Here is a 13,906-nt window from a genome sequence, read left to right as displayed (position 1 = left end):
TGAGTATTATCTTTCATTATTAATATCTTGTTTAATTTTATCTAAATTGATTTTGCTATTTTCATCAATGTTTACACGTCTTACTTTAGCGCCTAATTTAACTAGCTTATTATGGAAATCATAATATCCACGATCTAAGTATTTAAGATTTCTAACTTGAGTAATTCCATCCGCAACTAATCCGGCTAATACTAAAGCTGCACCAGCACGTAGGTCTGTAGCCGCAACCTCAGCGCCACTAAAACTAGTTGGGCCCTCTAAAACCGCGCTACGGCCATGTATTTTATATTTTGCATTCATTCGACGTAATTCTTCCAAATGCATAAAACGATTTTCAAATACATTTTCAGTTAACATGCTAATTCCATTTGCAGCTAACTGAAGGACGCTCATCTGTGGCTGCATATCAGTAGGAAAACCGGGATAAGGTAAAGTTTCAACATTAGTTGGCTTTAATTGCTTAGGACCAATTACTTGGATTCCCTCTGGCTTAACTTTTACCATCGCACCCATTTCTTTTAATTTAGCTATTAAAGGTAAATTGTAAGCAGCATCAGCATCTTTAACTAAAACATCACCATTAGTCAAAGCAGCAGCAACCATAAAGGTCCCCGCTTCGATTCGATCTTGTAAAACGTTATGTTCTACACCATGCAAGCTAGAAACACCTTCAATGGTCATCGTATTAGTTCCGGCACCAGATATTTTAGCACCCATAGCATTTAAGAAGTTAGCTAAGTCAACAATTTCTGGTTCCATTGCAACATTTTTGATAGTAGTTTTTCCGTCGGCTAAAGTAGCTGCCATCATAATGTTTTGAGTAGCTCCAACACTTGGAAAATCTAAATAAATATTACTACCCTTTAAGCCTTCTTTTGCAAAAGCTTCTACATAACCATCATGTTGCTCTATTTTAGCTCCCATGGATTCAAAACCTTTAAGATGTAAATCAATTGGTCTAGATCCAATTGCACAACCACCAGGTAATGCAATCTTGGCATGTCCCATTCTAGCTAATAAAGGTCCCATTACTACGATTGATGCGCGCATTTTAGAAACATATTCAAATGGAGCCTCAGTAGAAATATTGTTTGAAGCATCCATAGTCATTGAATTATTTTCACTATCAAAGTCAACGTCAATATTTAAAAATTTCAATACTGAACGCATAGTATAAACATCTGATAGTCTCGGTACATTATTTAAATGAACAAGTTGATTTTCAGCGAGTATAGATGCTGCCATTATCGGTAACACTGCATTTTTTGAGCCTTCAATATTTACACTACCATGCAAGCGATTACCGCCTTCAACAATTATCTTTTTCAATGGTAAACCTCCTAGATGTATACACCTCAAATTTGATTAAATAAATCGTGAATTTCATAAAGTAACGTTATAAAAAAAGAAGCACATAAATAGCCTAAAGCTACTGATAACATAATTATTAGCGCTTTAAACTGTGGTTCATGCATTCTTAGAAATTTTTCCAAGTGCAAATCTACAATACACCAAAATGCAATAAAGATAAAAAATAAATAACATACAATATTTAAGATTATTTTTAAGTTAGAATAAAGCATAAAATACCTCTTTAATAACCTATACTATAACACAAAATGGCCTTTTTGTCTGTTATGTAAAATGAAAAAAGCTTCCACAATAAGTGTGGAAGCTTTTTATTAGTGTTTAGAAATATTGATTCGGTTAATCGCTCTTTGCAAAGCAATTTGACTACGTCTTAAAGTAGCATCGTCATGTTTTTGACGTGCTTCTTCAATTCTACGTTGAGCTCTTTCACGTGCTTTATTAGCACGTTCAACATCAATATCTTCTTGTTTTTCGGCACTGTCAGCAATAATTGATACGTTATTGTTAGAAAATTCTATAAAACCACCGTTAACAGCAATTTCATCAGTATTTTCACCGTATTCAACTTTTGCTATATCTACTTCTAGCGAAGCAATAACCGGAACGTGATTAGGCATGATTCCTAATTGACCACTTTTAGTCTTAACAACAACTAAATCGGCAGATTCACGTTCATATACCTTACCATCAGGAGTAACGATACTAACGGTTAAAACTGAACTGTTATCAGCCAATCAGAACCCTCCTTAGTTGTTTGCAGCTTGCTTCATTTTTTTAGCATTTTCTACAACGTCTTCAATAGGACCACAATTTCTAAAGGCATCTTCTGGAAGATCATCATACTTACCTTCTAGAATAGCTTTAAATCCAGCAACAGTTTGGTCAACTGGAACATATTTACCAGGTAAACCAGTAAATTGTTCAGCAACACTGAAACTTTGTGATAGGAAGAATTGAATACGACGAGCACGACCTACGACAGTCTTTTCTTCGTCAGACAATTCATCCATACCTAAAATAGAAATAATATCTTGTAATTCACGATATCTTTGTAGTTCTTGTTGTACAGCTGTAGCAACTTTATAATGTTCTTCACCAACAATTGAAGGATCAAGTGCAGATGAAGTAGATGCTAATGGATCAACGGCTGGATAAATACCTTGTTGAGTCAAGGAACGTTCCAAGTTGGTAGTTGCATCCAAGTGAGCAAATGTAGTTGCAGGAGCAGGGTCGGTATAATCATCGGCTGGAACGTAAACTGCTTGAATAGATGTAATAGCACCCTTCTTAGTAGAAGTAATACGTTCTTGCAATTGACCCATTTCAGTAGCCAATGTTGGTTGGTAACCAACGGCTGATGGAATACGACCTAGCAAGGCTGAAACTTCTGAACCAGCTTGAGTAAATCTGAAAATGTTATCAATAAATAATAGCACATCAGTACCGACTTCGTCACGGAAGTATTCAGCAAGAGTCAAACCTGTCAAGGCAACACGCATACGTGCACCAGGTGGCTCGTTCATTTGACCATATACCATGGCGGTCTTTTCAAGAACACCTGACTCTTTCATTTCAAAGTACATATCGTTACCTTCACGAGTACGTTCACCAACACCGGTGAAGACTGAGATACCGTTATGACCTTGAGCAATATTATGGATTAATTCTTGAATTAAAACAGTTTTACCAACTCCGGCACCACCGAATAATCCAACTTTACCACCACGAATATATGGTGCTAATAAATCAATTACCTTAATACCAGTTTCAAGGATTTCAGCAGATGGGTTCAATTCATCATACTCTGGAGCATCTCTATGAATTGGCCAACGTTCTGCATCTTTATCAAATTCTGGGCCACCATCAATTGTTTCACCAAGAACGTTAAATACACGACCTAAAGTATCATCACCTACTGGTACTGAAATTGGTGATTCAGTGTTTTCAACTTCCATACCACGACGTAAACCATCAGTTCCGTCCATGGCGATAGTTCTAACAACACCGTCACCTAATTCAATAGCAACTTCGGTAATTAAATCTTCGTTTTCACTTTTCTTAACTTTAAGAGCAGTGTTAATATCAGGTAATTTAACGTCCGTTGGGAATTCAACGTCAACGACTGGTCCAATAACTTGTACAATTTTACCAGTACTCATTTTCGTTAATTCCTCCCATCATATTAGTGCTTCAAGGCTTCTTGACCACCAACAATTTCAGTAATTTCAGTGGTAATAGCAGCTTGACGAGCACGATTGTATCGTAATTCCAATGAAGATATTAAATCATTAGCATTATCTGAAGCAGACTTCATAGCAGAAGAACTAGAAGAATGTTCAGCAGTTTTAGCATCTAAAATAGCTCCAAATACTAAACTTTCAGCATATTGAGGTAATACAACATCTAAAACAGCTGATTCATCAGGTTCGATGTCATATTCAGCATTGATTTCAGCTGGTTTAATATCATTGCTTGCGTCTTCTTTAAACGCTTCACTATCCATTGGCAACATTTTTTCTGCCCTAAATGTTGAAGATACTCGATTAACAAAGTGGGTATAACAAACATAAAGTTTGCTAAATACACCATCATCATACATAGAAGTTACTGTCTTAACGATTTCTTGTATTTCCTTAAAAGTAGGAACATCGGATACATCATTATATTCATAAGCAACATTTGCACCACGCTTCTTATAAAAATCAGCACCATTGCTACCTACTGCAAGAATAATATAATCATCTTCGTTAGGAGTGTGTTCTTTTATGAAATTATTTGTCTCACGAATAACATTACTATTATAACTTCCAACCATTCCACGATCAGAAGTAACAACTAGATATGCTGTTTTCCCATTCTTTTGGGAGTTTGCATTACTTGAGGAATTTAAACTATCTAACAAATGAGACTGAGCTAAATGCATTACAACAGCTTTAACACGAGAAACATATTCCTCATAAGCAACTGAATGCTTTTGAATCTGACTCAACTTAGAAGTTGAAACCATTTGCATCGCAGTCGTAATTTGACGTGTATTCTTAGTTGATGCAATACGATGTTTAACATCATTAATAGATTCAGCCATTAGTTCTCACCATCCTTCAAGCTAGTTATTTTTTTGTTCTTTTTCAGTTGACTTACTTGGTTGAAAAGTTTGTTCAAATGCATGAACAGCTTCATCCATCTTATCAATATCTGGTAATTTACCAGTGTTTACGATTTGATCTAATAGGTCTCTATGAGAACCATCAAAGAATGCAAATAGTTCACTTTGGTAACGTGCGATATCGTCAATTGAAACTTTATCTAAGTATCCATGTGTTAAGCAATACAAGATAAGAACTTGTTTTTCAACTGGTAGTGGTGAATGTAGTGGTTGTTTTAATACTTCCACAGTACGAGCACCACGATTTAATTTAGCTTGAGTAGCTTCATCCAAATCAGAACCAAATTGAGCAAAGGCTTCTAATTCGTGATATGAAGCTAAATCAAGTCTTAAGGTACCAGCAACTTGCTTCATAGCTTTAATTTGCGCATCCCCACCAACACGAGATACGGAAGTACCCGCATCAACCGCTGGACGAGTTCCTGAATAGAACATGTCTGAGTTCAAGAAGATTTGTCCATCAGTAATGGAAATAACGTTTGTTGGAATATAAGCAGAAACATCACCAGCTTGAGTTTCAACAATTGGTAAAGCAGTCATGGAACCGCCACCCAATTTGTCTGACAATTTAGCAGCACGTTCAAGTAAACGTGAATGAGTATAGAAAATATCACCAGGATATGCTTCACGACCAGGTGGTCTACGAAGAATAAGTGATAATTCACGGTAAGCATTAGCTTGTTTTGTTAAATCATCGTAAACGATTAAAACATGCTTACCTTTATTCATAAAGTATTCACCCATAGCAGCACCAGCATATGGAGCAATGTATAACAATGGAGCAGGTTCAGCAGGACCAGCTGATAATACGATTGTATAATCCATTGCACCATATTTTTCTAGTGTTGAAACTTGTGAACGTACAGTTGAATCTTTTTGACCAATAGCAACATAAATACAAATCATGTCTTGATCTTTTTGATTCAAAATAGTATCTACGGCAATTGAAGTCTTACCAGTTTTTCTGTCACCAATGATTAACTCACGTTGTCCACGACCGATTGGAACTAATGAGTCAATCGCTTTAATACCTGTTTGTAATGGTTCAGAAACACTTTGTCTGTCCATGATACCTGGAGCCTTTTTTTCAATTGGTTGAGTATTTGATGTTGAAATATCACCTTTACCATCAATAGGTTGTCCTAAAGCATTGATGGTTCTACCAACCATAGCATCGCCCACAGGAACTTCCATGATTTTACCGGTACGTTTTACAGTATCGCCTTCACGGATTCCATCAAAATCACCTAAAACAACAATACCAACATCATTGCTTTCAAGGTTTTGAGCCATACCAAAGACGCCATTATCAAATTCAAGTAATTCGCCAGACAAGGCGTTATCTAACCCATGAGCACGAGCAACACCATCACCAACATAAGTAACAGTACCTGTTTCTTCAACAGATAACTCGTCTTTATAACCAGCTAATTGTTGCTTGATTAGAGCACTGATTTCCTCAGCTTTAATGCTCATAAAAGTTTCACCTCTTTGATAGAATATTGTTAATTCAATAGAAGTTTCTTGATATTAGATATCTTTGTCTTAACGCTTCCATCAAAAATAACATTTGATGATTTAACTACTAAACCACCAATTATGCTTTGATCTACTTTGCAGTTAAAAATAACTCTATCAGCATTTACACGTTTGGCAAAAGTTTGAGAAAGATTATTTTTTTGATCATCAGTTAATGGAACTGCACTAATCACATTAGCGTGAACAATTTTGTTTTCTTCATCATACAAAGCTTCAAAATGTTCAACGATTGCTTGTAAAGCATCCACTCTGCCTGCGCCAACTAATACTTTAAGTAGGTTCTTAATGTATTTAGAATCTGCATTATCAATCAAAGGCTTAATTAATTCTTGTTTCTTACTTTCTGGAAAACTAACGTCAGCCAAAACTTGCGATAAGTTAGCATTATCATTAAAGATTTGTTCAATCTGTTTTAATTCAGCATAGCCTGAGTCAAGTTGGCCGTCAGCTTTTAACACTTCAAAAAGTGCTTTTGAATAACGCTTTGCGAATGTGATTTTATCTAGCATTTTGCTTCCCCAACCCTTCAATATAAGAATCAATCAATGCTTTTTGGTCGTCAGCTTTCAATTCTTTTTGAATGATCTTAGAAGCAATTTCAATAGACAAATTTGCCACATCATCTTTGGTGTTTGCTAAAGCATCTTTACGTTCTTGTTCAATTTCTTTTTGAGCAGAATTTTTGATACTTTGAGCATCAGTTCTTGCAGAGTTTACAATTTGTTCACCTTGTTGCTTAGCTGTGTCTTTAGCACGGTTAACAATTGCAGAAGCATCATCTTGTGATTTTGATAAAGCTTCTTGACGTTGAGCAGCTAATTTTTCAGCTTCTTGACGTGATTTTTCTGCAGAATTAATATCATTGGCAATTTTATTAGCACGTTTGTCCATCATTTCGTTTAATGGACCCCAAGCAAAATGCTTGATTAGTAACATTAAAATAATAAAACAAAATGCTGTAAATAAAAGGTTACCAGTGTAAAGTCCTTCTGTTAAAACAAATGGACTACCAAATAACAAATGTGAAAACATCTATCGACACCTCCTTCTATTTGTTATTTTTAAAATAAATTACTTGTTCATTACAAGTAAAGAAATAACAAAGGCAATAATAGGCATAGCTTCAACTAAACCAACACCAATGAACATGTTAGTTCTTAATTCACCAGATAATTCAGGTTGTCTAGCCATACCTTCTAGCATCTTAGAAATAACGATACCATCACCGATACCACCACCGATAGCGGCACCAGCCATAGCGATTCCAGCAGCAATTGCTCCCATAATTAAAATCCTCCTTAGTTATAAATAATCTTATTCCTCAACTTCTATTTTTTGAGAAATATATACAGATGTCAAGGTTACAAATACAAAGGCTTGAATACTACCTAGAAAGACTGAAAAGCCTTGCCAAAGTAGTGTTAAAGGAACAGCAATAACCATGGTAATTGGTCCATGAGAAAAAGCAAAATTCATAATAACACTAAGTAGCATTTCACCAGCGAAGATATTACCAAACAAACGTAACCCTAAAGTTAAGAAGTTAGTAAACTCTTCAAAAATACTAAGTGGTAACCATACCTTAAATGGTTTTAAGTAAGTATTATTAAAATAACTCTTAAAACCAAATTTCGATACTCCCGCAAAGTGAGCCAACATTAATGTCATTAAGGCTAAAGTCATAGTGACAATTGGATCAGCAGTTGGACTCTTTACATAAGAGACATCGTTATAAGTCAATTGGATAAATAATCCTAATTGGTTGGAAACAAAAATGAAGAAAAATAGCACGAATGCATACAAACTAAATGCTCGTGAAGTGTTCTTATCAAGCGAACCCTTAACAATATTATTTGTAAAATCAGCCATCATTTCTAAAGCGTTTTGCTTACCGGTTGGTACTAATTGTAATTTTCGAGATAACACGAACATCAAAATAAATACCACTGCCGATGCAATAACAACAGAAACCATGTTACCAACATTAAAGGTTAATCCAAAAAGCTTAAAAGTAGAAACTGGATCGTTCACAGACTATCACCCCTTTTCGTAACCCCAGTCACTTTACAAAAATGCAAAGCATTAATGGCGTATTTTAATATAAAATACATTGAAATATTACCACCATTCAAAATTAAATTCAAAAGAAAATTAACAAACTTTTAAAAATTAATTACAAATTTGACAAAAAGATAGACAATATTTCTTATATGTAACATACACCATTATAAGCTTTTTTGTAATAGTTAATTGAAAATTAATCTTAATTTTTTATTTAGTACCAAATAAACGGTCACCAGCATCGCCTAGTCCTGGGACTATATAACCATTTTCAAGTTTTTCGTCAAGTGCAGCTGAATATACATCGATACTTGGATGAGCTTTTCTCAATGCTTCGACTCCTTCAGGAGCAGCTACTAAACAAACAAATTTAATATTTTCTTCAGCTACGCCACGTTTTACTAAGGCATCAATGGCCATGATTGCAGAGCCACCAGTTGCTAGCATTGGATCAACCACAAATATTTGACGTTTTTCAATATCACTTGGTAACTTCACAAAATATTCATGGGGTTCGAAAGTTTCTTCATCACGATACATACCAATATGACCAACTTTAGCTGCTGGAATTAAATCTAAAATTCCATCGACCATCCCAATTCCCGCACGAAGAATTGGAACAATTGCAACTTTTTTTCCAGATAAGCACTTCGAATTAGCTGTTCCCATTGGAGTTTCAATTTTAATGTCTTCCAATGGCATATCTCTTGAAACTTCAAAAGCTAGTAATGTAGAGATTTCGTTAACAACTTCACGAAATTCTCTAGTTCCACAATTTTTATCTCTTATAATTGTTAGTTTGTGTTGAATCAACGGATGATTCATAACTTGGAATTTGCCCAAATCTAAACACTCCCACTATATTTTTATTTTGCTAAAGGATGTGCATCTGTTAAAGAACGAACATCTTTTTTTATTTTTTCAATAACTTGTTCGTTATCATAATTTTCAATTGCATCAATAATTAACTTAGCAACTTTACGAGAATCATCTTCATTAAATCCACGTGATGTTATAGCTGGTGTACCTAAACGTAAACCACTAGTAACAAATGGGCTTCTTTGTTCATTAGGAATAGCTTCTTTATTAGTAGTTATCATAACTTCATCTAACAAGTTTTGAACTTCTTTACCACTTAAACCAGTATCAGTTAAATCTAATACCATCAAATGATTATCAGTTCCGCCAGAAACCACTTTAATATGTTCAGAATTTTTAAATTCTTCCGCCATAGCTTTAGCGTTCTTAATAACTTGTTCACAATATGTCTTAAATTCATGTTGTAAATCTTCAAAGAAACAAGCAGCTTTAGCAGCAACTACATGTTCTAAAGGACCACCTTGAGTTCCTGGGAATAAAGCTGAATTTATTTGTTTAGCATATTTGGATTGAGATAAAATCATTCCACCACGTGGTCCACGTAATGTTTTGTGCGTAGTGGTTGTAACTACATCAGCAATGCCAATTGGACTTGGATGTAAACCAGTTGCTACTAATCCAGCAATATGGGCCATATCGACCATCAAATAAGCGCCTACTTCATCAGCAATCGCTCTAAATTTATGCCAGTCAATAGTTCTACTATAAGCTGATGCTCCAGCTACAATCAGTTGTGGTTGCACCTCTTTAGCAATTTTTAAAATTTCATCATAATTCAAATGTTCAGTATCAGGATCTAAACCATAAGAATATGATTGATAAATTTTACCTGAAAAGTTAACTTTGGCGCCATGTGTTAAATGACCACCAGCATTTAAATTCATTCCTAAAATTTTGTCTCCTGGTTTCAAAAAGGCCGCATAAGCAGCTTGATTTGCTTGTGAACCAGAATGTGGCTGAACGTTTGCAAATTCAGCTCCAAATAATTTCTTAGCACGTTCAATTGCTAAAGATTCAGATACATCAATAAATTCACATCCACCATAATATCTACGTTTAGGATATCCTTCAGCATATTTATTGGTGAGTACAGACCCTTGAGCTGCCATAACTGCGTTCGATACAACATTTTCAGAAGCAATTAATTCAATTGTATGCTCTTGACGTTTTTCTTCATTACTAATTGCATTCCATAATTCTGGATCTTTTTGTTTGTAATCGTAATTCATAATAGAGACAACTCCTTAGGATTCATAAGAATTTTAATTTTAGTTAACTTTACTTTGTAAAATGAGTCTGACCAGCAGACTTATTTAAACGATTCATATAAGCTTCACCAATTCCATTAGCATCAAATGATTGCGTTAAAATTGATTTAACTTCAGATTCATCATCAAAATGACGTAGTCCGGCAAATAATAGATGACTTGCTGAATTAACATCTTGACCTAGGCTAAACGTTTCAACATTATCAGGAATGCTAAATTCAGCAATCCTGCTGTCAGTTGCCATCATTCCAACTGGACTATTTTGCTTGCTGGCCCAGACTAAAGCATCAGACCAATCATCTTCATGGTCGATAATATAAACTTGCGCATTTGGTGCATAATGTTTATATTTCATGCCTGGTGCTTTAGGAACTTCATTTTTCGCTACTTTATGATGTTCATCTAAAACAGGACCAATTATTTTAGAAATATCGTCCGAAGTAACTGCTCCTGGTCTTAATATTGCTGGTGTATCAGTTGACATATCTAAAACCGTCGATTCTACCCCAAATTTTGAAGTGCCATCATCTAAGATACCAGCAATCTTACCTTTTAAATCATGATAAACATGTTGAGCAGTTGTTGGACTAGGTTTACCCGATGTATTAGCTGACGGTCCCACAATTGGAACTCCTGCTTCTTTAATTAATTCAAGAGTTACCTTATTGTTAGGGTTTCTAAATGCAGCTGTATCTAGTCCACCAGTAACCGCTTTAGATAAACTACCTGGTTTTAATTTAAAAATAATTGTCAAAGGTCCTGGCCAAAAAGTACTTATTAATTTTTTAGCTGCTTCAGACAATGGTTGTGCATATTTTTCTACCATTTTAATACTGTCTACATGTACTATTAAAGGATTATCACTTGGACGTCCTTTAGCAGCATAAACGCTTTTTACCGCAACCTCGTTAGTAGCATCTGCACCTAATCCATAAACAGTTTCAGTTGGAAAAGAAACTAGATTACCATTTTGAATTTCTTTGGCTGCTTGTGGTAAATCGTTTACTGTATAAATCTTCGTATCCAAAAACTATCACATTCCTTAATCTTGAATTTTAACCATTCTTGGATGATTAGCTAAATCTTGCTTTGTTTCAATCTTAGATAATGGGTTTTTTTGTTTAAAAATATCAACGACCGCATCTTGTTGCTTGAAACCAATCTCTAAATATAAAGTAGAATTTTGTTTAGAAACATCACCCCTTTCAAGTGAGATGCGTTGATACAACTCCAAACCATTATTTTTAGCAAATAAAGCTGTATGTGGTTCGTATTTTACCACACTTTCATCCATATATGGAGTTTCATCACCCGAAATATACGGAGGATTCGAAACAATAATATCAAATTTCGAATTAATGTTTGTAAATAGGTCACTGTGCTTAAAATTAATATCAACATGATTTTTTATTGCATTTTTTTCAGCAACTTCTAGGGCTGCCGATGAAATGTCGCTAGCCCAAACATTCCATTGCGGACGTTGTTGCTTTAAAGCAATCGCAATCGCCCCGCTACCAGTTCCAACATCCAAAACATTTAAAGGTCCATCAGCATTATCATTTAAAATCCAATCTACTAATTCTTCGGTTTCTGGCCTCGGAATTAAAACATTACTATTTACAATTAAATCGTTCCCATAAAAATTAGCTTTTCCAATGATATATTGTGCCGGTTCTCCATTTATAAACCGGTTGATATCAGTTTGAAATTGTTTCAATTCATTTTCAGGCATAATTTCACGATAATGCATCAGTAAGTGAACATCATCCCAATTTAAACGTTCCATCATCAAATATTTAGCAGCATCTACGGGTAAGTTTTGTGCCTTTATGCACAAAGAAGCCCTTTTTTGGGCTTCAAAGTAAGTAATCTTATTCATTTTTAAGTTGCTCCAACTTTTTAGCTTGGTCTGAAACAATTAAAGCATCAATAATCGTATCTAATTCACCATTCATAACCTTATCCAATTTATTTAATGTTAAACCAATTCGATGGTCAGTTACACGATTTTGTGGATAGTTATAAGTTCTAATTCTTTCAGAACGGTCACCAGAACCAACTGCCGACTTACGTTCAGCGTTGTATTCACTTTCTTCTTTTTGTTGGTAATAATCATAAACACGTGACTTCAAAACTTGCATTGCTTTCATACGGTTTTGTTGTTGAGAACGTTCATCTTGCATAGCTACTACAATCCCAGTTGGCAAGTGGGTCATACGAACTGCTGATGAAGTTTTGTTAACGTGTTGTCCACCAGCACCAGAAGCACGGTATACATCAGTTTTAATGTCTTTGGGATCAATATCAATATCAACATCTTCAGCTTCTGGCATCACACCCACTGTAGCAGTGGAAGTGTGAATACGACCGGCAGATTCAGTTGCTGGAACACGTTGTACACGATGCGCACCATTTTCAAACTTAAGCTTAGAGTAAACTTTGTCACCTGTAATCATGATAGCAATTTCTTTAAAGCCACCCACTTCAGTGTCGCTTTCGTCAATGACTTGAGTCTTCCAACCTTGGCTTTCAGCATAACGAGTGTACATATTGTATAGATCAGCAGCAAATAAACTACCTTCATCCCCACCAGCAGCACCATGAATTTCCATGATGATATTTTTATCGTCATTAGGGTCTTTAGGTAGTAACATAATTTTAATTTTTTCTTCTAAATCAGCTTTTTCAGTTTCTAGACTACTAATTTCATCTTTAACCATTGATTCCATTTCAGAGTCTAGTTTTTCTTCAAGCATTTCTTTATTGTCATCTAGTTGTGAAGTAACATCTTTATATTTATTGTAAGCTGCTACTACATCACGCAAGCTTCCTTCTTCTTTAGAAAGCTTCATGAATCTTTTGGTATCCGCAATAACTTCTGGATCACTAATTAATTCATTTAATTCGTCATAGCGGTCAACTACTGATTGTAATTTTTCAAAAATTTCATCCATAATTAGTTAATCTCCTTATTTATTTAATGAATCAAAATCTGGATTGAAGTAATGTTTACGACAAACAGGGTAATAAGATTCATTACCACCCACTTGAATTTGTTCACCCTCATACACAGGTGCATTATCATGAAAACGTAAGTTCATGATTGCCTTATGTCCACAAAACCAACAAATTGTTTTCATTTCTTCAATTTTATCTGCATATAATAATAAATATTTTGAACCTTCAAATAAATTATTTTGAAAATCATTTTTTAAACCAAACGCCATTACTGGAATATTAAGTTCATCCACGATTTTAGCTAACTCTAATACATTTTTCTTACTTAGAAATTGTGCTTCATCAACTAAAATACAGCTTGCTTGTGGGTCCAATGATTGAACCATTTCAAAACAATTATCTTGGTCACTGATTGAATGCGCCTTTCTGCTAAGTCCAACTCGTGAAGCTACTACATCATGTTCTTCTCGAGTGTCTAAAGCACTAGTCATAATGATAACTGACTTTCCTTGTTCCTCATAGTTGTGAGCAACTTTAATGATTTCAATTGTCTTACCACTATTCATTGCTCCGTAACGATAAAATAGCTGAGCCATCTAAAAACTCACTTTCTTCATTTAATTTTCATACTCTATTATAGCGAATTTAATAAACAATTTCGATA

16 protein-coding genes are annotated in these 13,906 nt (G+C 34.8%); all 16 read right to left on the bottom strand.

What is annotated here, in order from left to right; translation table 11 throughout:
* Positions 1 to 6: 6 nt before the first annotated feature.
* Positions 7 to 1,329 (bottom strand): UDP-N-acetylglucosamine 1-carboxyvinyltransferase, encoded by a 1,323-nt coding sequence (gene murA, locus FD06_RS05970; RefSeq protein ID WP_054656991.1) that lies wholly within the window; start codon positions 1,327 to 1,329, stop codon positions 7 to 9.
* A gap of 26 nt (positions 1,330 to 1,355) precedes the next feature.
* Positions 1,356 to 1,583 carry a DUF1146 family protein gene (locus FD06_RS07825; RefSeq protein WP_054656993.1) on the bottom strand — a complete coding sequence of 76 codons (228 nt, stop codon included), beginning with the start codon at positions 1,581 to 1,583 and terminating at the stop codon, positions 1,356 to 1,358.
* Positions 1,584 to 1,682: 99 nt separating this feature from the next.
* A complete protein-coding gene (locus FD06_RS05960; RefSeq protein ID WP_054656994.1) occupies positions 1,683 to 2,105 on the bottom strand; it encodes a F0F1 ATP synthase subunit epsilon in 423 nt (140 codons plus the stop codon).
* A gap of 12 nt (positions 2,106 to 2,117) precedes the next feature.
* A complete protein-coding gene (atpD, locus tag FD06_RS05955; protein ID WP_056966743.1) occupies positions 2,118 to 3,530 on the bottom strand; it encodes a F0F1 ATP synthase subunit beta in 1,413 nt (470 codons plus the stop codon).
* Between the two features lie 23 nt (positions 3,531 to 3,553).
* On the bottom strand, positions 3,554 to 4,456 hold the full coding sequence (locus tag FD06_RS05950; protein WP_056966741.1) for a F0F1 ATP synthase subunit gamma: 903 nt from the start codon (positions 4,454 to 4,456) through the stop codon (positions 3,554 to 3,556).
* A gap of 21 nt (positions 4,457 to 4,477) precedes the next feature.
* Entirely contained in the window at positions 4,478 to 6,013 is a 1,536-nt protein-coding gene (gene atpA, locus FD06_RS05945) for a F0F1 ATP synthase subunit alpha (protein ID WP_056966739.1), read from the bottom strand.
* A 29-nt stretch (positions 6,014 to 6,042) separates the two neighbouring features.
* Positions 6,043 to 6,585: an ATP synthase F1 subunit delta gene (atpH, locus tag FD06_RS05940; RefSeq protein WP_056966737.1), complete on the bottom strand. Its 543-nt coding sequence runs from the start codon at positions 6,583 to 6,585 to the stop codon at positions 6,043 to 6,045.
* Positions 6,575 to 7,108, bottom strand: a complete 534-nt coding sequence (gene atpF / locus FD06_RS05935) for a F0F1 ATP synthase subunit B (RefSeq protein WP_054657002.1) — start codon at positions 7,106 to 7,108, stop codon at positions 6,575 to 6,577. The genes atpH and atpF overlap by 11 nt, the downstream gene beginning before the upstream one ends.
* Positions 7,109 to 7,147: 39 nt before the next feature.
* Complete coding sequence (atpE, locus tag FD06_RS05930) at positions 7,148 to 7,360, bottom strand: F0F1 ATP synthase subunit C (RefSeq protein ID WP_054657004.1); 213 nt, start codon at positions 7,358 to 7,360, stop codon at positions 7,148 to 7,150.
* Between the two features lie 30 nt (positions 7,361 to 7,390).
* Positions 7,391 to 8,107 carry a F0F1 ATP synthase subunit A gene (atpB, locus tag FD06_RS05925; RefSeq protein WP_082605320.1) on the bottom strand — a complete coding sequence of 239 codons (717 nt, stop codon included), beginning with the start codon at positions 8,105 to 8,107 and terminating at the stop codon, positions 7,391 to 7,393.
* 240 nt (positions 8,108 to 8,347) lie between these two features.
* Positions 8,348 to 8,980, bottom strand: a complete 633-nt coding sequence (upp, locus tag FD06_RS05920) for a uracil phosphoribosyltransferase (protein ID WP_056966735.1) — start codon at positions 8,978 to 8,980, stop codon at positions 8,348 to 8,350.
* A gap of 23 nt (positions 8,981 to 9,003) precedes the next feature.
* A complete protein-coding gene (gene glyA / locus FD06_RS05915) occupies positions 9,004 to 10,245 on the bottom strand; it encodes a serine hydroxymethyltransferase (RefSeq protein WP_054657006.1) in 1,242 nt (413 codons plus the stop codon).
* Between the two features lie 49 nt (positions 10,246 to 10,294).
* On the bottom strand, positions 10,295 to 11,311 hold the full coding sequence (locus tag FD06_RS05910) for an L-threonylcarbamoyladenylate synthase (protein WP_056966733.1): 1,017 nt from the start codon (positions 11,309 to 11,311) through the stop codon (positions 10,295 to 10,297).
* A 15-nt stretch (positions 11,312 to 11,326) separates the two neighbouring features.
* Complete coding sequence (gene prmC / locus FD06_RS05905) at positions 11,327 to 12,163, bottom strand: peptide chain release factor N(5)-glutamine methyltransferase (RefSeq protein ID WP_056966731.1); 837 nt, start codon at positions 12,161 to 12,163, stop codon at positions 11,327 to 11,329.
* Positions 12,156 to 13,238, bottom strand: a complete 1,083-nt coding sequence (gene prfA / locus FD06_RS05900) for a peptide chain release factor 1 (protein ID WP_056966729.1) — start codon at positions 13,236 to 13,238, stop codon at positions 12,156 to 12,158. Before prfA ends, prmC begins: the two co-directional genes overlap by 8 nt.
* Before the next feature lie 15 nt (positions 13,239 to 13,253).
* Positions 13,254 to 13,838 carry a thymidine kinase gene (locus tag FD06_RS05895; RefSeq protein ID WP_056966727.1) on the bottom strand — a complete coding sequence of 195 codons (585 nt, stop codon included), beginning with the start codon at positions 13,836 to 13,838 and terminating at the stop codon, positions 13,254 to 13,256.
* Positions 13,839 to 13,906: the final 68 nt, after the last annotated feature.

Source organism: Apilactobacillus ozensis DSM 23829 = JCM 17196 (assembly GCF_001435995.1).
Classification (GTDB): Bacteria; Bacillota; Bacilli; order Lactobacillales; family Lactobacillaceae; genus Apilactobacillus; species Apilactobacillus ozensis.
The sequence above is the reverse complement of the archived record's forward strand: the minus strand, read 5'-3'. Positions and strand labels throughout refer to the sequence as shown.